This window comes from Rhodoblastus acidophilus (assembly GCF_009720655.1).
Taxonomy (GTDB): domain Bacteria; phylum Pseudomonadota; class Alphaproteobacteria; order Rhizobiales; family Beijerinckiaceae; genus Rhodoblastus; species Rhodoblastus acidophilus_A.
Window position 1 is genome coordinate 17655 of the sequence record NZ_WNKS01000023.1, and the last position, 19172, is coordinate 36826.

The window sequence follows — 19172 nt, forward strand, 5'->3', positions numbered from 1 at the left end:
AGACAAACAACAACGGCGGGCCAGAGGCCCGCCGCCAAAAATCCGAAAACGTTGAGAAAACTCAGCGCTTCGAGAACTGGAAGCTTCTGCGCGCCTTGCGCTTGCCGTACTTCTTGCGCTCAACCACACGCGAGTCGCGGGTGAGAAAGCCTTCCTTCTTCAGAGCCGGGCGCAGGCCGGGCTCATAGTAGGTCAGCGCCTTGGACAGGCCGTGGCGCACCGCGCCCGCCTGGCCGGACAGGCCGCCGCCGGCGACCGTGACCATGATGTCGAACTGGTCGACGCGCGCGGTGACACCGAGCGGCTGCTTGACGATCATGCGCAGCACCGGACGGGCGAAATACACGTCCAGTTCACGGCCGTTGACCGTGATCTTGCCGGCGCCGGGCTTGATCCAGACGCGGGCGACGGCGTTCTTGCGCTTGCCGGTGGCGTAGGCGCGGCCGAGCTTGTCCAGCTTCTGCACATGGACGGGCGCCTCGGGCGCGGGCGCGGAGGTCGCGGCCTTCAGGTCCTGCAGGGAGGAGAGGGTCTCGCTCATGGTCAGTCTTTCCGGCTGTTCTTGGAGTTCATGGCGGCGACGTCGAGCACGACGGGGTTCTGGGCCGCATGGGGGTGTTCCGCGCCCTTGTAGACGCGCAGGTTGCCGAGTTGCTTGCGGCCGAGCGGACCCTCGGGCAGCATGCGCTGCACGGCCTTTTCCACGATGCGCTCGGGGAAGCGGCCTTCAAGAATGAACTTGGCCGAACGCTCCTTGATGCCGCCCGGAAAACCGGTGTGGTGGTGATAAACCTTCTGGTCGCGCTTGCGGCCAGTCAAAACCACCTTGTCGGCGTTGACGACGATGATGTTGTCGCCGTCATCCATATGGGGGGTGAAGGTGGCCTTGTGCTTGCCGCGAAGGCGCAGCGCGATGATCGAGGCGAGGCGGCCGACAACGAGGCCCTTGGCGTCGATCAGCACCCATTTTTTCTCGATTTCGGCGGCCTTGGCCGAATAGGTCTTGCCGTACATGTCTCTTTTCCGTTGCAGCGCGGGTCGAAAAAACCCGGCGGGAGGATGCGGGTTTTTAGGGACCCATCGACTCCTTGTCAACGGCGTTTCGCGCCGGAAGACACGAAAAAGCAGGCGTTTCACGAGAATGGTATCATAGTACCGTTACGAGGGCTGACGCCGCTTTGCGTAGCCGTCCTCATCGCGGCGGGATCGAATAGGTCCCAACGGCATGGGCGACCGGCTCGTCGTCGCCCTCGGCGAACAAGGTCGCCTCGCCCACCGCCAGCCTCTTGCCGAGCTTTAACAAGGATATCTCAGCTAAAATATCGCCATGCGGCGGCTTTCTCAGAAAATTGATGTTGAGATTGGTGGTCACCGCCAGGGCCACGGGCCCGATCTGCGCGAGAATCGCCACGTAAATCCCGACGTCGACGAGCATGAACATCGCCGGCCCCGACACGGTGCCGCCCGGGCGCAGGTGGCGCTCGTCCGAATGAAGCCGCAGCCGCGCCGTCATGGGCCCGACGGATTCGACTCTGACCATGATGCGCCCGCCATGGCGCAATTGCGGAAATTCGGCTTCGAGAAAAGCTTCGACTTCGGCGAGGGACATTTTTGGATCGGGGCGCATCTCACCCTCCCGGTTGCGGTCTGGGCAGGATAGGGCGCCTGCGAGGCCGCGAAAACAAGCCGGGCGGTCAGCGCCGCCACACGGGCGCAAGAAAAAGCCCGACCATTCCAAATGACCGGGCTCCAGCACTCATGATTGTATCGTTGGCCTCACTCCGCCGCGGCCTCCGCGATGCTCGCCAGCGCGGCGCTTTCGAACTGCGTTCTGTAAAGCAAGGCGTAAACCCCGCCTTTCGCCAGAAGGTCGTCCTGACGGCCGGTCTCGATCACCCTGCCGCCCTCGATCACGCAAATGCGCTCGGCGTTGGCGACGGTGCTGAGACGATGGGCGATGACCAACGTCGTGCGTCCCGCGCACAATTGCTTGAGCGCCTCCTGCACCGCGCGCTCGGATTCGGTGTCGAGCGCCGACGTCGCCTCGTCGAGCAGGATCAGCGGCGCGTTCTTGAGGAAGGCGCGGGCGATGGAGATGCGCTGGCGCTGGCCGCCGGACAATTGCATGCCTTGTTCGCCGACCGGCGAATCGTAGCCGCGTTCGAACCCGATAATGAAATCATGGGCGAAGGCGGCCCTCGCGGCGGCCTCGACCTCTTCCTGGCTGGCGCCTGGCCGGCCATAGGCGATGTTTTCGAACACCGAGCCCTTGAACAGGAACGTGTCCTGGCCGACGTAGCTGATCTGGCTGCGCAGCGAATGGCGCGTGTGCTGGCAGATGTCCTGGCCATCGATCAGGATGTGGCCCGCCGTCGGCTCGTAGAAGCGCAGCATCATGGCCATGGTCGTGGTCTTGCCGCCGCCGGAGCGGCCGACAAGGGCGGTGGTTTCGCCGGGCTCGGCGACGAAACTGATCTTGTTCAGGACGGATTCGCCGGCGCGATAGGAGAACTCCACCTCCTGGAATTCGACCCTGCCCTGCGTCACTTTCAGTTCGGGCGTGCCCGGGATCTCCTTCTCGGGCTCCTTCAGATCGAGGAACTCGTAAAGCATCTGCACGCCCATCAGCGAGGTCGCCAGATCGACCTGGAGGCGGGCGATGCGCTTGGCCGGCTCGGTCGCGAGCAACAGCGCGGTGATGAAGGCGAAGAAATTGCCGGGCTCGGCGCCTGAATAGATCACGCGATAGCCGCCATAAACCACGACCGCGGCGATGGCGATGCCGGCGAAGGTCTCCATCAGCGGGCTGGAGCGCGACTGCACGCGCGCGAGCTTGTTGGCGGCGGCCTCGAAACTCTTGATCGATTCCAGCTGGCGCTCGCGCATGAACGGTTCGAGCGTGTAGGACTTGACGACGCGAATGCCCTGCGAGGTCTCCTGCAGGCTTTCCAGGATCGCCTGGAAGCCCGCGAATTCGGTCATCATGACCTTCTTGGCCTTGTGGCCGAGTTTTCGAACGCCGACAATGGCGCCGGGCATGATCACGATCGCCAGCAGCGCCAGCACCGGGTCCTGCTGGAGCATGGCGAAGGTCAGGCCGATCGTGGTCAGGATGTCGCGGCCCAGCGCCGTGATCAGCATGTTGAGCGTGCCGCTCGCCGCGCTGGAGATGAAGGCCTGCCGCGCGATGAACTCGGTGGAGTGGCTGCGGTTGTAGAAAGCCATGTCCAGCGCCAGCATCTTGTCGAAAATGCGCGTCTGGATTTCCGCGACGATGTTGTTGGCGACCCGGGTCAGCACCACCGCCTGTCCATAGGTGGCGAATCCCTTGGTCACGTAGATCGTGACGATCGCGCCGCCGATCGCCCACATCGCCTCGATCGACCGGTCGACGAAGATCCGGTCGATGATGTCTTTCATGATATAGGCGGAGAACGTGGTGCAGGCGGCGATCACGCCCATCATGGCGAAGGCGATCACATAGGCCTTGACGTGCTTACGCCCCTGTTCGCGCAACAGTCGCTCGATCAGATGCAGCTGACCGGCCGTGAACCACTTTTTTGCCAATTTCTCAGAAAGCCAGGACAATCAACTTCTTCCGCGAGGCCTTGGACAATCTCCTCCACGCTCCGGCCGCGGGCGCGCGGATAATTCCGACGCCTTGTGAGGGTTAATCCCGAGCCTGTCAATCCGGTGGTTTTTTCCTGTTTTATGTCAATGACTTGACTGGAAGATAATCTGGAACAGCGAGGCCGCCAGCTCCAGCACGATCAGCACGACGATCGCCGCCTCCATGAGGCTGGAGCGGTCGGCGTCGATCAGGTCGGCCAGCGCCCGCGCCGTCTCGACGATCACATCCAGCTTGCGTTGCAGCGTTTGCGCGCGCTCCTTCAGCTCATATTCGTCCTCCAGGCGCGCGTAGAGACGCTCCAGATCGGGCCGGTCCCAGAGCACGTCCGGCTTTTCCTCGACCGCCACACGGCCGGAGACGCGGTGCTGCGCGCCGAGGGCCTTGCCGATCAGCCTGAGCAGGTCGCGCCGCCCGCGCCCCGGCCGTCCATGCCGGGCGAGGCTGTGCGCCAGCGGTTCGATTTCGTCGAACACCCGGCTGACCTCGCGCTCGTCGCGTCCCAGCGCGACGCTCTTGGCCAGGGCGTCGGCGAACACGAGAAAGCGCGCGTCCGAAAGGTCTTTCAGCCCGATGACGCCGCCCGGCGCGATGCGGTCGTCCCCGTCGAGCACGAGTTGCGCGGTTTCATCCTCCTTGAGCAGGCGCGCGCCGACGATTCGCTCCTTCATCTTGGCGATGATGTCATCCTCCTCCAGCGGGCTCAGGCCGACGAGGACGGCGACGCCGTAACGGTAGAGCGCCACCCGGCCGGAAGGGCCGACATGGAAGGCCAGCGGGGTGAGGGATATGGTGTCGGTCCGCTCCAGCCCCGCGAGGTCGATGCGGTCGCCGAGCAACAGGGCGCGGGCGGTCAGTTTGGCGGGAGCGGGCTCGTTCATGACAGGTTTGTAACGCCAGAGTGTGACAATCTGCTAAATCCTACGCTCACGCGCGCCGAACGTCAGGCGCAGCGTCATTGGCCGTCCGGCGAACGCCTCGTCGCGGGTGTCTGTCCGTTGAAGCGGCAGGCCGCGGTGAAGCTGCGCCGCAAGGCAATCGAGCACGACGCGCTCTTCCGCTTGTCCCCTTGGCAGGCGCGCGAATGTGATGTGCGTCCAGCCCTACCCTTTCAGCTCCCTCGGCGTGACGAAGCCCGTCAGCTTTCCGCAGCCCATCTCCAACAGCGCCCAGGGCCGATCCGCCTCGAACTGAGCGAAACCGCCCGTTGGAAAACTGTCCGCCATGCGGCGGGCCAGTTCGTCGCCGCGATTCGCGCAGAACAGCAGCGCGAAATCCTGAAGTCCGGGATTGTGGCCGATCACCAGCACGCGCTCGGCCTTTTCCGGCGCCGCGCGAATGATGTCGAGGATCGCCTCGGGCGCGGCGTGGTAGAGCGCCGGCAGGGTCTTGTGCGGCGCATCCCGAAATTGCAGCGCCTCAAACGTTTCCTGCGCGCGCCGGGCGCTCGAAACCAGCACGAGGTCGGGCCGGATGTCCCGCGTCTTGAAAAAGGCGCGCAGCAGTTCGCCGGCCTTGCGCCCGCGCTTGGCCAGGGGGCGGTCGTGGTCGGCGAGATCGGGCTCGTCCCAGGACGATTTGGCGTGACGGAGCAGGAACAGGTTTCGGGTCATGGCGATGCGGCTGGGCTCGAGGCGACGGCAAGATCTCGGTTGCGCCGGCCGGATCAAATATCGCCCGCCCCGAACCGCTCGTCAAACAAACTCCAGATTATCCGCCGTCATTGCGAGCGAAGCGAAGCAATCCAGGCCGCGCAGGCTGGAACGACCCGGCGAACCCGCCTGTGGCGCGCCGCCGGCAAGGACATCGCCTCCCCGCCCTTCTTCCCCCTCGATTTTCCGGTGACCGACTTCCACGCCCTGCATGTCGTGCTCGGTCTGCTCATTCCTGGCGTCGTCGGACGCCTCGCCACCGCCACGGCCGTCGAGACCGGAACCGCCTTCCGGCCCATAGTCGACCTGATCGGGGTGAGGGGGACTCCGCCGCGATCCTCGGCGTTTTCATTTCGCGGAATGCGCATGCGCATGGGCCTCGTCCACGCCGTGAATGTGCGGATGGTCGTGGGTATGGACGTGCCGGTGCAGGGTGGCGGGCGTCACCCGCCCGTCCTTCAGCAGCGCCGCGCGGGTCGCCAGCTTTTCCAGAAACAGCCGGTCGTGGCTGACGATCACCATGGCGACATCGAGCTTTTGCAGAATGTCGGTCAAGCGCGCCAAATGGGTCTCCTCGAACGCGTTGGTGGGTTCGTCGAGCAGCAGCCTGACATCAAGACCGTTCCTCCCGCCGTCGCGCGGTAAAGAACGAGCAATGTTGGACGCCGATCCGGGTCAAAATTGCGAGCCGATTGACACCCACGGCGTTCCAGGCAAATCGGGCGAGGTCACCCGAGGATCGAATTCATCCCCGAAAAAGGGAGGCGGGACAGGTCGGCTGAAAAAATGAACGCAGATCAACGCGACTCCTGAGACCTGATAAGCGCAGTTCCCTCGGGGGTGCAGTGTAAGTTGGGCGGATCGCCGCATGTTGAACGCAAGGATTGCCAGCCGACGCACTGGCCCGTGTCAGGGTTGCGGTAGCCCGGGCCGCCTTTGCAGCCGCATCCTCGGCAGTCCGGCTCCCCGACCTGCGGAGCGGCTTCCCTGACACACCTCGTCTCGGGAGGATCGCCGCACACACGAGCCATATTGGCGAAGCCGACGCACCGCCCATCCGGCCCGCGATACCCGGGGCCGCCTCGGCAGCCGCAACCGGAACAGGCGAGCGCTCCAGTGGCGAAAATGCAGAAAAGAAAAACGGACGCGAATCGAAGGGGCGATGGAACCGGCGCCATGGCCTTCCCCCATGACCAAAGGACAGACCATAGTGCCGAAGCCTTGGCTCTCCTGCAATTCACCGGTTGAGGCGGCGCCTGCGCGGCCCGCGACCGCCCCTCCCAAAGCGTGAGCGCCTGTCCAGATTTCAAGAGCTCAAAAGATTGGCGCGCCTAAAAAATTCCAGTTGACGACTCCAAAAAACGTGGCAGTATTCATGTATTGCAGCATCGATTGAAAGACGTGCGAAGCCGCTTTCAAGACGAAGCCACCGCCCAGGGCTACGAACCCGCGAGGCGCGCAATAAACTGATCGTTTCCCGCAAGTATAGCATCGAGGCTTATACCGCCACGAAACCCTAGCGAATAGACGCCTTCTGACCCGAAGCTCTGGGCCGCAGCGAGCGCCCGGAAAAGACGGACGAGGATCATGACTCCACCGCAGCAGTGACGACTTCCAGTCCTTATATGGGCCGACGTGCGCAACTCTTCCGCGCGTCTAGGATGTGCCGCTAACCGAAGGGAGAAGCAGATCAGATATTCCATCTCTGCCAAATCGCGGGCACGTACCGCATGACATTCTGATTTTTATCGGAAAGCGCCAAAGTGCGACTTTTTAGGCCCCGATCGCCACAGGCGACGGGGCCATAACGTTTTTGGGACCGTGGCCATCGCGCCTCCAGGCCTGCGATGCCCCCTTCCCCCCGAGCGTTGACACGCGCCGGTGTCCCCCGTAGCCTTGCTTCATGGCCACGATCCGCGAAACGCTGCGACTTATCTGACCGGTCTCCACGGAGGCCGGTGCGCAGCATTTCTCTTTCGCGATCGGAAATTCCCATGACTTCTGAACATTCAGACGCGCACGACCGCGCGATTCAAGACCAATTCACCCGCCAGGCCTCCGGATTCGCCGGCGCCAGGGAACTCCACGCCGACGACGTGGTGGCGCTCGTCGTCGCGGCGGCCCGTCCGCAGCCAAACGATCAGGCCATCGACCTCGCCTGCGGTCCCGGATCCGTGGCCTGCGCGATGGCCAAGCGCGTGCGCCACGTCGTCGGACTCGACGCAACGGCGGCCATGCTGGAGAAGGCGCGCGCCCTCGCGGCCCGCGAAGGCGTCGGCAACGCGGAATGGCGGTTCGGCGACGTGTACCGGACGCCCTTTGCGGACGGGTCGTTCGACGTGGTCACCTGCCGGTTCGCCTTCCACCATCTGGAAACCCCCGCCGTCGCCTTCGCCGAAATGGTTCGGATCGCCACGCCGCGCGCCCGCATTGTCGTGTGCGACGCCTTCGCCTCGAACGACCCGGAAAAGGCCGCGGCGCTGAACGCCATGGATCGTATCCGAGACCCGTCCACGGTCGGGTATCGCACCCTGCCCGACCTCCGCCGTCTCTTCGAGGCGACCGGTTTGGAGCCCTCGGTCCAGCGGTTCGACGTCTCCTATCTGGCGCCGGACTTCGTCGCGCGGTCGTTCCCGCTCAACGATGACCGGGCGGGGCTGCTGGCGACGATCGAGGCCAGCGTCGATGGCGATTCCATGGACACAGGCGCCCATTGGACGCCCGAGGGCGTCAGGTTCGCGTTCCGAGCGGCCGTGCTCAGCGCGGTGAAGCCGGGATGATCGGTCGCCTCGGCCGGCGTCTTTCGGTGCTCGCCATAGGTCAACAACTTGTGGAGGGCGCCAAGCGCGCGGCCGAGGCGAAAGGAGCCGAACACCGCGCCGCTGATTTGGAGGGCGGCAGCGACGTGGCCCGATCGACGATCAGGCGCGGAACATGAAAATCGGGTGGCCTCTCGCATGCGTTTTGGCCGCGCGTTTTCGGATCATTCATGGGGATCACGCAAACGTTAACCCCAGCACAACCAAGGCGTTAGCCATGGCCGCCCGAGCGCGAAAACGCGTCCCCGCCCATGCTGACAGGCAAGAACTTGCGCCCGCGCGGGGATTGTCCTAACCCCTGCGCCAGACTCCGCCGGAACCATCATGAACATTTTCGCCGATTTTCACGCCCGCATCTCCGATCTGCTCAAGAGCATGGGCGAGCAGGGCCGCCTTCCCCAAGACCTCGACTTCAGCCGTTTTGTCGTCGAACCGCCCCGCGACGCCAGCATGGGCGACCTCGCCTGCAACGTCGCCATGGTCTTCGCCAAGGACGTGAAGGCGTTTTTTCCCAACCCGCGCCAGTTCGCGGTCGAACTCGCCGCCGCCCTGGTCGACGATTTTGAAGATGTCGAGCAGGCGGAAACAGCGGGCCCGGGTTTCTTAAACATCCGCCTGGCGCCGCAGGTCTACGCCGACGTGCTCGCCGCCATTCTCGCGCAGGGCCAGGATTTTGGACGCGGCGCCGCCGGCCGGGCGCAGGCGCGCAAGGTCAACGTCGAATATGTGTCGGCCAATCCCACGGGCCCCATGCATGTCGGCCACGGGCGCGGCGCCGTGTTCGGCGACGCCCTGGCGAGCCTGGTGGAATTCGCGGGCTCCCAGGTGACACGCGAATATTACATCAACGACGCGGGCGCGCAGGTCGACGTGCTCGCCCGCTCCGCCTTCCTGCGCTACCGCGAGGCGCTCGGCGAATCCGTCACCATCCCGGAAGGCCTTTACCCCGGCGACTATCTCAAACCGGTGGGCGCGGCGCTGGCGGCGCAGCATGGCGGCGCGCTAAAAGACAAGCCGGAGGCCGAATGGCTGCCGCTGGTGCGCAACGCGTCAATCGACGCGATGATGGACATGATCCGCGACGACCTCGCGGCGCTCAACATCACCCACGAAATCTTCTTCTCGGAGCGCAGCCTGCACGAGAAGCGCAACGGCGTTTCCGATGTTGAAGCATCGCTTGAGGAATTGCGCGCCAAGGGTTTGATTTACGAAGGAAGATTACCTCCACCAAAAGGTCAGCTTCCCGACGATTGGGAGGATCGCGAACAGACCCTGTTCCGCTCCACCCAGTTCGGCGACGACGTCGACCGCGCCCTGAAAAAGTCGGACGGGACTTTTACCTACTTCGCCTCGGACATCGCCTATCACCGGAAGAAAATCGAATGCGGCTATGACGCCCTCGTCGATGTCTGGGGCGCCGACCACGGCGGCTACGTCAAGCGCATGAGCGCGGCGGTGAAGGCCCTGTCCGACGGCAAATGCGCGCTCGACGTCAAGCTGTGCCAGATGGTCAAGCTGATGCGCGACGGTGAGCCCGTCAAAATGTCGAAACGCTCGGGCGATTTCGTCACCCTGCGCGAGGTGGTCGACGAAGTGGGCGTCGACGCCGTGCGCTTCATCATGCTGATGCGCAAGAACGACGCGCCGCTCGATTTCGACCTCGCCAAGGTGATCGAGCAGAGCAAGGACAATCCGGTCTTCTACGTGCAATATGCGCACGCCCGCGCCCATTCCGTGCAGCGCCAGGCGCTGGTCGCCTTCCCGGACCTCGACCTGTCGCCCGACGCTCTCGCAAAGGCGGACCTCGCCTTGCTGGAGGACGAGGGCGAGCGCGCTCTGATCAAACTATTGGCGCAATATCCGCGCATTGTCGAAGCTGCGGCCAATGCCCACGAGCCCCATCGACTCGCGTTTTACCTTCACGACGTCGCGTCATTGTTCCATTCCCATTGGAATCGCGGCAAAGATCAGCCACAATTACGCTTTGTTAATCAAGATCGCCGAGAGTTGAGCTGCGCCAGGCTTGCTCTTGTGACAGGGTTAATGAAGGTTCTGGCGTCTGGATTGTCTATTCTCGGTGTGAACGCGCCGGACGAGATGCGCTGAGCGCCAACGTCCCGTGCGACCGCCGCGAGTTTCGCGAGGGTTGGTCATGGGTGAGTCCGCCGCCAAATATCGTCCTGAACTCGATCTCGACGAGTTCGAACGCCGCCTGCGCGCCGCCGCGCCCACATCGCAGCCGCGTCAAGGCGCGCCGGACCCGCTGGCCGAACTGGCGCGCCTCGTCGGCGGCGCCGACGGCCGTCAGGACCCGTTCGAGGCGCTGTTCCGCGCCCAAAAAGCCGTCGCCCAGGGACGGGCGGACCGGCGCGAGGACGCGCACGGGCATTTCCCGCCGCCGCCCGCGCCGCCATCTCCCGCGCAAGGGCAGGCGATTCCCCCGCTGCCCTCGCCGCGCGATCCTTTCTTCGAAAGCCGGTCGCCCCATCACGGCAATCCCCAATACGCCGCCGAAACCGACCCGCAATGGGTGGAGGAGCCGGCGCGGGTCGACGCCCCCTGGGCCTCGCAAGCCCCTGAATTCGCTCCGGAGCCCCAGGCGTTCGCGCCGCAGGCGGAGCGCACGGGCGGTCGTCGCAAGGTGGTTTACGCCATGGCGGCGGTGCTGTTCGGCGGCGTCGGCCTGTTTGTCGGCGGCCTCGCCCTGAAAAAGGGCGGCGGCGGCGAGGCGCCGCTGATCCTGGCCGACAATGCGCCGGCGAAGATCAAGCCGGCCGCGCAGGAAGGCGCCGCCACCGGCGTCGGCCAGGCGCTGTTCGACCGCAAGGACGACAATGCGCCGGCCAAGGCGGTGAGCAAGGCCGAGCAGCCCGCCGACCTCGTCGTCGCCGCCAAGCAGGCGGCCGCCTCGGTGGCGACGCCGACGCCGCCCGAGCCGACCTCTGACGCGCCCGCCAAGCCGGCCGCGCAAAACGGCGACGGCCTGATGGCGCCGAGGAAAGTCAAGACGGTGTCGATCCGCGCCGACGGCAGCCTGCTCAACGCGCCCGACGGCGCCAAGCCCAAGAGCGCGCTGCCGACCATGGCCGCGGGCATGCCCGGCCTGACCCCGGTCGCTCCCGCCGCCCGGCCGGCCCCGCCGCGCGCGCCCTCCACCACCGAGGCGGCGCTGCAAGCCCCCAAACCCAAGGCCAAGCCCGAAGCCGCCGCCGTCGAGCCGGCCGCGACCGGCGACTGGGCGGTCCAGCTCGCCGGCGAGCCGACCGAGGCCGAGGCGCGCGCCGCCGCGAGCAAATTCGCCGAAAAATACGGCTCCGCGCTCCAGGGCCATCGGCCGACCTTCGTCTCCGCCGAAAAGGACGGCAAGACCATCTACCGCGTCCGCGTGGGACGCCTGAGCAAGGACGCCGCCAACAGCATGTGCGGCGCAATCAAAGGCAAGGGCGGCAACTGCTTCATCGTGAAGAACTGAGTTTCTATCAGTAGCCCTCATCCTGAGGAGGCCGAAGGCCGTCTCGAAGGGTAAGGGCGGTCCACGGGATTCCAATGTTCAAAGCCTTCATCGCCGGCTGCGCCGGTCTGGCCCTCTCCGCCGAGGAGAGGGCTTTTTTCGCGGATGCGCGGCCCTGGGGCCTCATCCTGTTCCGGCGCAATGTCGAAAGCCCGGCGCAGGTGGCGGCGCTGACCGAATGCTTTCGCACGATTGTCGGCGCCGACGCGGCGGTGCTGGTCGATCAGGAAGGCGGGCGCGTGCAGCGCCTGCGTGACCCCCACTGGCCCGCCTACCCCGCCGCCGCGCGTTTTGGCGCCGCTCCGGACGGTTTTGAACTCGCTACCCTGTCCGCCCGTCTCATGGCCGAGGATCTGCTGGCGCTCGGCATTGATGTCGATTGCCTGCCGGTGCTCGACACGCCGGTCGAAGGCGCCCATGACGTGATCGGCGACCGCGCCTACGCCCGCGAGCCCGAAAAAATCGCCCGCCTCGGCGCGGCGGCGGCGCTTGGCCTGATGCGCGGCGGGGTGATGCCGGTGATGAAGCACATCCCCGGCCACGGCCGCGCTTTTGCCGACTCGCATCTGGAATTGCCGATGGTTTCGGCCGACAGGAGCGCGTTGGAGCGCGATTTCGCGCCGTTCAAGGCCAATGCCGACCTGCCCGCCGCGATGACGGCGCATGTCGTCTACGAGGCGCTCGACCCCACTGCGCCCGCCACCCAATCTCCAAAGGTCATCGAAGAAATCGTGCGCGGCGAAATCGGTTTTGACGGGCTGCTGATGAGCGACGACCTCTCGATGAAAGCCCTAACCGGCTCTTTCTCGGAGCGTGCGAAAAGGTGTTTTGAGGCCGGGCTCGATCTGGCCCTGCATTGCAACGGCGACCTTTCGGAAGCCCGCGCCGTGGCCGAGGCCGCGCCGGACCTGGCGGGCAAGGCGTTGGAGCGGGTCCAAAAAGCGCGCGCCCGCGTGGCGCTGGAGCACGCGCGCGAAAACGAAAAGACTTTCGATGTCGCGGAAGCCCGCCGCCGCCTCGCCGCCGTGGCGTGAAAAATCTACTTTGTCGCGCGGCGCATCAAGTCCTGCAGCCAGTCGGCGTTGAGCGCCACTGGCTGCATCCAGAGTTTCAGCAGCGAGTCGGGCGAAAACGTGTCGAGCGACTCCATCATGCGCCGCTCCATTTCCGCGAGCGCCCGCTGCTGCATCGGCTCGAAATCCGGCAGGCCCATGAACGCCCGCGCCTCGGCAGGCGTGCATTCGATCTCGATATTGATCTTCATGACGCCTACTCCCGAAACGCACGCATCGTTCTACGCATAACACGCAAAGGCGGCGCCATTCAAAAGCTAAAATGCGCCGGGATCGAAGGCGTTGATCGCCTCATGCCCCTGCGTGATGGCGCGCGCCAACCCGTCGACCTGCGGCAGGACATGCGCGGTGAAATAGCGCGCGATCGCGATCTTGCCCGAGAGGAAGGCCGCATCGCCGCCGTTGAGCTGCGCCTTGGCCGCGCGCGCCTGCTTTTCCAGCAGACACGCGCCGATGACGATGCCCGCAAGGCTCAGCGCCGCCACGGCGGACGCCGCCGTGCGCTCGGGAGTGTTCGAATGGCTGTCAGCGATCCAGCCGACCACCTCACCGAACGTCTTCAGCGCGCCAGCCAAAGCGGCATCGTCGCCCACCTCCGCCTGGAGGTCGGCGATCAGGGTTTTCGCCGCGGCGCCGCCATCGCGCGCGATTTTGCGGCCGACGAAATCGTTGGCCTGGATACCGGTCGTGCCCTCATAGATCGGGGTGATCCGCGCATCGCGAAGATGCTGGGCGGCGCCGGTTTCCTCGACATAGCCCATGCCGCCATGGACCTGCACGCCGGTCGAGGCGATCCAGACCGAGCTTTCCGTCGAAAACCCTTTGACCACCGGCACCAGCAGGTCGACGAGCGCCTGCGCCTTCTTGGCCTTGGCGGCGTCGGGCGATTTCGCCGCCACATCCATCCGTCCCGCCGTGAAATAGGCGGTGGCGCGCAGAGCTTCGACGCGCGCCTTCATGTCCAGCAGCATGCGCTTGACGTCGGGGTGATAGGCGATCGGCTTTCCCGCCTCGCAACCGATGGGCCGCCCCTGCACGCGGTCCAGCGCATAGGCGAACGCCTGCTGCATGGCGCGTTCGGCGATGGCAACGCCTTCGAGGCCGACGCTGAAGCGGGCGTGGTTCATCATGGTGAACATGTATTCGAGGCCGCGATTGGCCTCGCCGATCAGGTAGCCGATCGCCCCGCCCTTTTCGCCGAAGGACATGACGGCCGTGGGGCTGGCGTGGATGCCAAGCTTATGCTCGACCGAGGCGCAGACAAGATCATTGCGCGCGCCGAGCGAACCGTCAGGATTGACCAAGAATTTCGGCGCGAGAAACAGCGAAATTCCCTTCACGCCGGGAGGCGCGTCGGGCAGGCGCGCCAGCACCAGATGAATGATGTTCTCGGCGCAGTCGTGCTCGCCCCAGGTGATGAAAATTTTCGTCCCGGTGATGCGGTAGTGGTCGCCCTCGGGAACGGCGCGCGTCCGCACGGCGGCCAGATCGGAGCCGGCCTGCGGCTCCGTCAGATTCATCGTGCCAGTCCACTGGCCTGAGGTCATTTTCGGCAGGAACAGCGCTTTTTGCGCGTCGGAGCCGTGATGCTCGATGGCGGAAATCGCGCCGACCGTGAGCATCTGGCACAGCGAAAACGCGAGATTTGACGCCGTCCACATTTCGATGACCGGCGTATTGACCAGTTGCGGAAGCCCCTGCCCGCCCCATTCCGTGGCCGAGGGCATGGCGTGCCAGCCGTTTTCGCAGAAGGCGGCAAAAGCTTCCTTGAATCCGTCGGGCGTCTTGACCGCGCCATCCTTGCAGACGCTGCCGGCCTTGTCGCCCGACTGGTTCAAGGGCGCGAGCACGTCGCCGGCGAATTTGGCGGCTTCCTCGAAAATCGCCTCGATCAGATCGTCGGAAACCTCCTCGTTGCCCGGCAGGGCGGCGACTTCAGCCAGGCCGCCCACGGCGCGCATGGAAAAAATCATGTCGCGGACGGGCGCGCGATAAGCGGTCATATAAAACCTCTGGTGTTGCGGCCCTCGCCAGCAAAGCGCCTTTCAGGCGCTCCTCAGGGCGAGGGCTGGATTGCGGATGTTACTTGATGGCTTCGGCGGACTTGGCCTTTTCGCGCAAGACAAATTTCTGGATTTTTCCGGTCGAGGTTTTGGGCAGCGCCCCGAACACGAACAGTTTGGGCACCTTGAACCGGGCGAGATGGGTGCGGCAATGGTCCAGCAAGTCCTCCTGCGTCGGCTCCGCGCCCTCGCGCAGCTCGATGAAGGCGCAGGGCACCTCGCCCCATTTTTCGTCCGGGGTCGCCACCACGGCCGCCGCCAAAACATCCTTGTGGCGGTAAAGAACGTCTTCCACCTCCAGCGACGAAATGTTTTCGCCGCCGGAAATGATGATGTCCTTGGAGCGGTCCTTGATTTTGACGTAGCCGTCCGGCTCGATCACCGCGAGGTCGCCGGTGCGGAACCAGCCGCCGGCAAAGCACTCCTGAGTCGCGCGCAGGTTCTTGAGATAGCCCTTCATCGTGATGTTGCCGCGGAAGACGATCTCGCCCATGGTCTTGCCGTCATGCGGCACCGGCTTGAACTCGACGAGATCGACCACGTCGATGTCCTCTTGCAGCAACGTGGTCACGCCCTGGCGTCCGTTCAGTTCGGCGCGGCGCGGCAAATCCTCGGCGTCCCATTCGGCCTGCTTGGCGCAGACAGACGCCGGGCCGTAAGTCTCTGTCAGGCCATAGACGTGGGTGATGCCGATGCCGATCTTTTCGGCCCCCTCGATGATCGCCGCCGGCGGGGCCGCGCCCGCGATCAGGCCCTCGACCTTGTGGTCGATGCCCACATGATTCTTCGGGTCGTCATTGATCAACATGCCGTAGACGATCGGCGCGCCGCACATGTGCGTGACTTTTTCATTGCGGATCAGGTCGAACACCATTTTGGGATCGACGCGGCGCAGGCAGACGTTGACGCCCGCGTTGGCCGCCATGGTCCAAGGAAAACACCAGCCGTTGCAATGGAACATCGGCAGGGTCCAGAGATAGACCGCGTGCGGCGGCATGCCCCAGGAGACGATGTTGTTGATCCCGTTCAGATAGGCGCCGCGATGGTGATAGACCACGCCCTTGGGATTGCCGGTCGTGCCCGAGGTGTAGTTGAGCGAAATGGCGTCCCACTCGTCCGTGAGTTTTTCCGGCTTGAAGTTGGGGTCGCCCTCGGCGAGGAAGGCTTCGTATTCGATCGATCCCAAAAACTCGCCGCCGGAAAAGGTCGAATCATCCACGTCGATGATCAGCGGCTTCGGGCCGGTCATCAGCGTCAGCGCCTTGCCGATGATCTTTGAAAACTCGCGGTCGGTGAGCAAAACCTTGGCTTCCGCGTGGTCGAGCATGAAGGCGATGGCTTCGGCGTCGAGGCGGGTGTTGAGCGTGTTGACCACGGCGCCGGCCATGGCGGGGCCAAAATGTGATTCGAACAGCGCGGGCACGTTGGGCAGCATCACCGACACGGTGTCGTTCTTGCCGACGCCGCGCTTGCGCAAGGCCGAAGCGAAGCGGCGGCAGCGTTCCGCCGTCTCCTTCCAGGTGAAACGGCGGTCGCCATAGACCACGGAGGGCTTTTGCGGAAAGACGAAGGCGGCGCGGTTGAGGAAACTGATCGGCGTCAGCGCGGCGAAATTGGCGTCGTTGCGATCAAGGCCGGTAGAAAACGCGTCGCTCATGAAAACAGTCCCCCCATTCGCCGCAAAAATCCGGCGTTCGATGATTGGAGAGGACTTTAATGCGGCCGCTTACGCGCGCAAGCGAAACAGGCGTTCGTCTTTTGGCGATGGCGGGGCCTACCCGCCACGAAAGCCTGCGCAAATGCGCGCTTGCGGCAAATGTTCGGAATGGCTGTGCAGGATTTCGGGGACGATGACGCCCGCTGAGACAAGCGGCCCGCATCTTAATGTCGTCATGGCCGGGCGTCGTCCCGGCCATCAACGCGGCGCCGCAGCGCGAAATGTTCGAGCTTTTTCTCTCGCGCCCCGGCGTGGATGCCCGGCACAAGGCCGGGCATGACGTCCGTGGTCAGAGGGAGGCGCGCACTCGCCTTATTCCGCCAGCTTCTCGGGCTCGGGCGCGCCCTTGCCTTTCTTCTGAGCCTTCTTGGCCTCGATCTCCTTGTCGGGCCGCGGCAGCACGGGTCCGTCGGGATAGACGAAGGCGAGTTCCGCATCGACCCCTTCGCCCGACACCACGACCCGCACCGTGCCGCCGTGCTTAAGGCGACCGAACAGCACCTCGTCGGCGAGCGGGGTCTTGATGTGGGTCTGGATCACCCGCGCCATCGGGCGGGCGCCCATCGCCTCGTCATAGCCGCGCTCCACCAGCCAGGCGCGCGCCTCGTCCGACAGTTCGATCTGCACATGGCGGTCGGCGAGTTGCGCCTCCAGTTGCATGACGAACTTGTCGACCACCTTGGCGATCACCTCGGTCGGCAGGCGGCCGAACGGCACCACCGCGTCGAGACGGTTGCGGAATTCCGGCGCGAACATGCGGTTGATCGCGTCCACGTCTTCGCCCTCGCGCTTGGATCGGGTGAAGCCGAAAGCGGCCTTGGCCATTTCCGCCGCGCCCGCGTTGGTGGTCATGATCAGGATCACGTTCCTGAAACTGATCTGCTTGCCGTTGTGATCCGTCAGCTTGCCGTGGTCCATCACCTGCAACAGGATGTTGTAGAGATCCGGATGGGCTTTTTCGATTTCGTCGAGCAGCAGCACGCTATGGGGATGCTGGTCGATGGCGTCGGTTAGCAACCCGCCCTGCTCAAAACCGACATAGCCGGGAGGCGCGCCGAGCAGACGCGAAACCGTATGCCGCTCCATGTACTCGGACATGTCGAAGCGCACCATTTCCACGCCGAGCGACTTGGCGAGCTGGTTGGCCACTTCGGTCTTGCCGACGCCGGTCGGGCCGGAGAACAGATAGCTGCCGATCGGCTTCTCGCCGTCGCGCAGGCCGGCGCGCGACAGTTTGATCGCGGAGGTGAGGGCCTTGATGGCGGTGTCCTGCCCGTAAACGACGCGCGAGAGCGTCTGCTCCAGGTTTTGCAGAACCTCGGCGTCGTCCTTGGACACGCTCTTCGGCGGGATGCGCGCCATGGTGGCGACCGTGGCCTCGATCTCCTTGACGCCGATGATGCGCTTGCGCTTGGGCTCGGGCACCAGCATTTGCGAGGCGCCCGTCTCGTCGATCACGTCGATCGCCTTGTCCGGCAGCTTGCGGTCATGGATGTAGCGCGACGACAGCTCCACCGCCGCCTTGATGGCGTCGTTGGTGTAGCGCAGCTTGTGGAACTCCTCGAAATAGGGCTTGAGGCCCTTGAGGATTTCGATCGTGTCGGGGACGGAGGGCTCGTTGACGTCGATCTTTTGGAAGCGGCGGACCAAGGCCCTGTCCTTCTCAAAATACTGACGGAATTCCTTGTAGGTGGTCGAGCCGATGCAGCGCAGGCCGCCCTGGGCCAGCGCGGGCTTCAGCAGGTTGGAGGCGTCCATCGAGCCGCCGGAGGTGGCGCCGGCGCCGATCACCGTATGGATTTCGTCGATGAAGAGAATCGCCTTCTTGTGCTGCTCGATCTCCTTCATCACCTGCTTGAGGCGTTCTTCAAAGTCGCCGCGATAGCGGGTGCCCGCCAGCAGCGCGCCCATGTCGAGCGCATAGACGGTCGCGCCGTGCAGGACTTCAGGAGTCTCGCCTTTGACGATTTTCCGCGCCAAACCTTCCGCAATCGCCGTTTTGCCGACGCCGGGATCGCCGACCAGCAGCGGGTTGTTCTTGTGCCGACGGCACAGCACCTGGATGGCGCGCAAAACTTCGGTTTCGCGGCCGATCAGCGGATCGATGCGGCCGTCCTTGGCCTTGGCGTTGAGGTTGATGCAATAGGCCTCGAGCGCCGTCTCCTTCTTCTTGTCGTGGTCCTTCGAGGAGCTTTCGCTGGCGCGCTCGGTCTTTTCCTCTTCCTCGACCCCGCGCGGGGTTTTCGAGGTATCGTTCATGCCCGGACGCTTGGCGATGCCGTGGCTGATGTAATTGACCGCGTCGTAACGGGTCATGTCCTGCTCTTGCAGGAAATAGGCGGCGTGGCTCTCGCGCTCGGCGAAAATGGCGACCAGCACATTGGCTCCCGTGACTTCCTCCCGCCCGGAGGACTGCACATGGATCACGGCGCGCTGGATCACCCGCTGGAAACCGGAGGTCGGCTTGGGGTCCTCATGCAGTTCGGTGGCGAGATTGGCCAGTTCGTGCTCGATATAGGCGACGAGGCTCTTGCGCAGCACGTCGAGATCGACGGAACAGGCGCGCATCACCGCCGCCGCGTCCGAATCGTCGAGCAGGCTCAGCAGCAAATGTTCGAGCGTCGCATATTCGTGCCGGCGCTCGGAAGCGGCCGCCAAGGCGCGATGCAGGGTCTGTTCGAGATTGCGCGAGAAGGACGGCATAGGCTG

At 64.6% G+C, this 19172-nt stretch carries 16 protein-coding genes; 4 read left to right on the forward strand and 12 right to left on the reverse strand.

Going from position 1 to position 19172, the window contains the following annotated elements:
- Positions 1-61 precede the first annotated feature (61 nt).
- The 8 genes from rpsI to GJ654_RS18035 form a co-directional block, all read right to left on the reverse strand.
- The gene (gene rpsI / locus GJ654_RS18000; RefSeq protein WP_155447564.1) at positions 62-541 is read right to left on the reverse strand and encodes a 30S ribosomal protein S9; all 480 of its coding nucleotides are present in this window, start codon (positions 539-541) and stop codon (positions 62-64) included.
- A 2-nt stretch (positions 542-543) separates the two neighbouring features.
- Positions 544-1014: a 50S ribosomal protein L13 gene (gene rplM / locus GJ654_RS18005; protein ID WP_155447565.1), complete on the reverse strand. Its 471-nt coding sequence runs from the start codon at positions 1012-1014 to the stop codon at positions 544-546.
- A gap of 178 nt (positions 1015-1192) precedes the next feature.
- Positions 1193-1627 carry a PaaI family thioesterase gene (locus GJ654_RS18010; protein ID WP_246664814.1) on the reverse strand — a complete coding sequence of 145 codons (435 nt, stop codon included), beginning with the start codon at positions 1625-1627 and terminating at the stop codon, positions 1193-1195.
- Positions 1628-1776: 149 nt separating this feature from the next.
- Positions 1777-3588 carry an ABC transporter ATP-binding protein gene (locus GJ654_RS18015; RefSeq protein ID WP_246664815.1) on the reverse strand — a complete coding sequence of 604 codons (1812 nt, stop codon included), beginning with the start codon at positions 3586-3588 and terminating at the stop codon, positions 1777-1779.
- Positions 3589-3714: 126 nt separating this feature from the next.
- Complete coding sequence (locus GJ654_RS18020; protein WP_155447566.1) at positions 3715-4509, reverse strand: RMD1 family protein; 795 nt, start codon at positions 4507-4509, stop codon at positions 3715-3717.
- 222 nt (positions 4510-4731) lie between these two features.
- Positions 4732-5241 (reverse strand): SixA phosphatase family protein, encoded by a 510-nt coding sequence (locus GJ654_RS18025; protein ID WP_155447567.1) that lies wholly within the window; start codon positions 5239-5241, stop codon positions 4732-4734.
- 81 nt (positions 5242-5322) lie between these two features.
- Positions 5323-5493 (reverse strand): hypothetical protein, encoded by a 171-nt coding sequence (locus GJ654_RS18030; protein WP_155447568.1) that lies wholly within the window; start codon positions 5491-5493, stop codon positions 5323-5325.
- Positions 5494-5628: 135 nt separating this feature from the next.
- Complete coding sequence (locus GJ654_RS18035) at positions 5629-5844, reverse strand: hypothetical protein (protein WP_155447569.1); 216 nt, start codon at positions 5842-5844, stop codon at positions 5629-5631.
- A gap of 1430 nt (positions 5845-7274) precedes the next feature.
- Between GJ654_RS18035 and GJ654_RS18040 the strand changes: the two genes are divergently transcribed.
- The 4 genes from GJ654_RS18040 (at position 7275) to nagZ (ending at position 12644) form a co-directional block, all read left to right on the forward strand.
- The gene (locus GJ654_RS18040) at positions 7275-8060 is read left to right on the forward strand and encodes a class I SAM-dependent methyltransferase (RefSeq protein ID WP_196305611.1); all 786 of its coding nucleotides are present in this window, start codon (positions 7275-7277) and stop codon (positions 8058-8060) included.
- A gap of 363 nt (positions 8061-8423) precedes the next feature.
- The gene (argS, locus tag GJ654_RS18045) at positions 8424-10205 is read left to right on the forward strand and encodes an arginine--tRNA ligase (protein WP_155447571.1); all 1782 of its coding nucleotides are present in this window, start codon (positions 8424-8426) and stop codon (positions 10203-10205) included.
- Between the two features lie 46 nt (positions 10206-10251).
- On the forward strand, positions 10252-11571 hold the full coding sequence (locus GJ654_RS18050; protein WP_155447572.1) for an SPOR domain-containing protein: 1320 nt from the start codon (positions 10252-10254) through the stop codon (positions 11569-11571).
- 74 nt (positions 11572-11645) lie between these two features.
- On the forward strand, positions 11646-12644 hold the full coding sequence (nagZ, locus tag GJ654_RS18055) for a beta-N-acetylhexosaminidase (RefSeq protein WP_155447573.1): 999 nt from the start codon (positions 11646-11648) through the stop codon (positions 12642-12644).
- 5 nt (positions 12645-12649) lie between these two features.
- Here nagZ and GJ654_RS18060 read toward each other — a convergent pair whose 3' ends face one another.
- The 4 genes from GJ654_RS18060 to clpA all read right to left on the reverse strand — a co-directional run bounded on the left by GJ654_RS18060 (position 12650) and on the right by clpA (position 19166).
- The gene (locus GJ654_RS18060) at positions 12650-12874 is read right to left on the reverse strand and encodes a DUF6489 family protein (RefSeq protein WP_155447574.1); all 225 of its coding nucleotides are present in this window, start codon (positions 12872-12874) and stop codon (positions 12650-12652) included.
- Between the two features lie 66 nt (positions 12875-12940).
- On the reverse strand, positions 12941-14686 hold the full coding sequence (locus GJ654_RS18065) for an acyl-CoA dehydrogenase (RefSeq protein WP_155447575.1): 1746 nt from the start codon (positions 14684-14686) through the stop codon (positions 12941-12943).
- 79 nt (positions 14687-14765) lie between these two features.
- Positions 14766-16403 (reverse strand): acyl-CoA synthetase, encoded by a 1638-nt coding sequence (locus GJ654_RS18070; RefSeq protein ID WP_155447576.1) that lies wholly within the window; start codon positions 16401-16403, stop codon positions 14766-14768.
- Positions 16404-16775: 372 nt separating this feature from the next.
- Positions 16776-19166: an ATP-dependent Clp protease ATP-binding subunit ClpA gene (gene clpA / locus GJ654_RS18075; protein WP_155447577.1), complete on the reverse strand. Its 2391-nt coding sequence runs from the start codon at positions 19164-19166 to the stop codon at positions 16776-16778.
- Positions 19167-19172 lie beyond the last annotated feature (6 nt).

Excerpts from the sequence above, each read along its gene's own strand:
- rpsI (WP_155447564.1), bottom strand. The coding sequence starts at position 541 with ATGAGCGAGACCCTCTCCTCCCTGCAGGACCTGAAGGCCGCGACCTCC.
- rplM (WP_155447565.1), bottom strand. The coding sequence starts at position 1,014 with ATGTACGGCAAGACCTATTCGGCCAAGGCCGCCGAAATCGAGAAAAAA.
- GJ654_RS18010 (WP_246664814.1), bottom strand. The coding sequence starts at position 1,627 with ATGCGCCCCGATCCAAAAATGTCCCTCGCCGAAGTCGAAGCTTTTCTC.
- GJ654_RS18020 (WP_155447566.1), bottom strand. The coding sequence starts at position 4,509 with ATGAACGAGCCCGCTCCCGCCAAACTGACCGCCCGCGCCCTGTTGCTC.
- GJ654_RS18025 (WP_155447567.1), bottom strand. The coding sequence starts at position 5,241 with ATGACCCGAAACCTGTTCCTGCTCCGTCACGCCAAATCGTCCTGGGAC.
- GJ654_RS18030 (WP_155447568.1), bottom strand. The coding sequence starts at position 5,493 with ATGCAGGGCGTGGAAGTCGGTCACCGGAAAATCGAGGGGGAAGAAGGG.
- GJ654_RS18040 (WP_196305611.1), top strand. The coding sequence starts at position 7,275 with ATGACTTCTGAACATTCAGACGCGCACGACCGCGCGATTCAAGACCAA.
- argS (WP_155447571.1), top strand. The coding sequence starts at position 8,424 with ATGAACATTTTCGCCGATTTTCACGCCCGCATCTCCGATCTGCTCAAG.
- GJ654_RS18050 (WP_155447572.1), top strand. The coding sequence starts at position 10,252 with ATGGGTGAGTCCGCCGCCAAATATCGTCCTGAACTCGATCTCGACGAG.
- nagZ (WP_155447573.1), top strand. The coding sequence starts at position 11,646 with ATGTTCAAAGCCTTCATCGCCGGCTGCGCCGGTCTGGCCCTCTCCGCC.
- GJ654_RS18060 (WP_155447574.1), bottom strand. The coding sequence starts at position 12,874 with ATGAAGATCAATATCGAGATCGAATGCACGCCTGCCGAGGCGCGGGCG.
- GJ654_RS18065 (WP_155447575.1), bottom strand. The coding sequence starts at position 14,686 with ATGACCGCTTATCGCGCGCCCGTCCGCGACATGATTTTTTCCATGCGC.
- GJ654_RS18070 (WP_155447576.1), bottom strand. The coding sequence starts at position 16,403 with ATGAGCGACGCGTTTTCTACCGGCCTTGATCGCAACGACGCCAATTTC.
- clpA (WP_155447577.1), bottom strand. The coding sequence starts at position 19,166 with ATGCCGTCCTTCTCGCGCAATCTCGAACAGACCCTGCATCGCGCCTTG.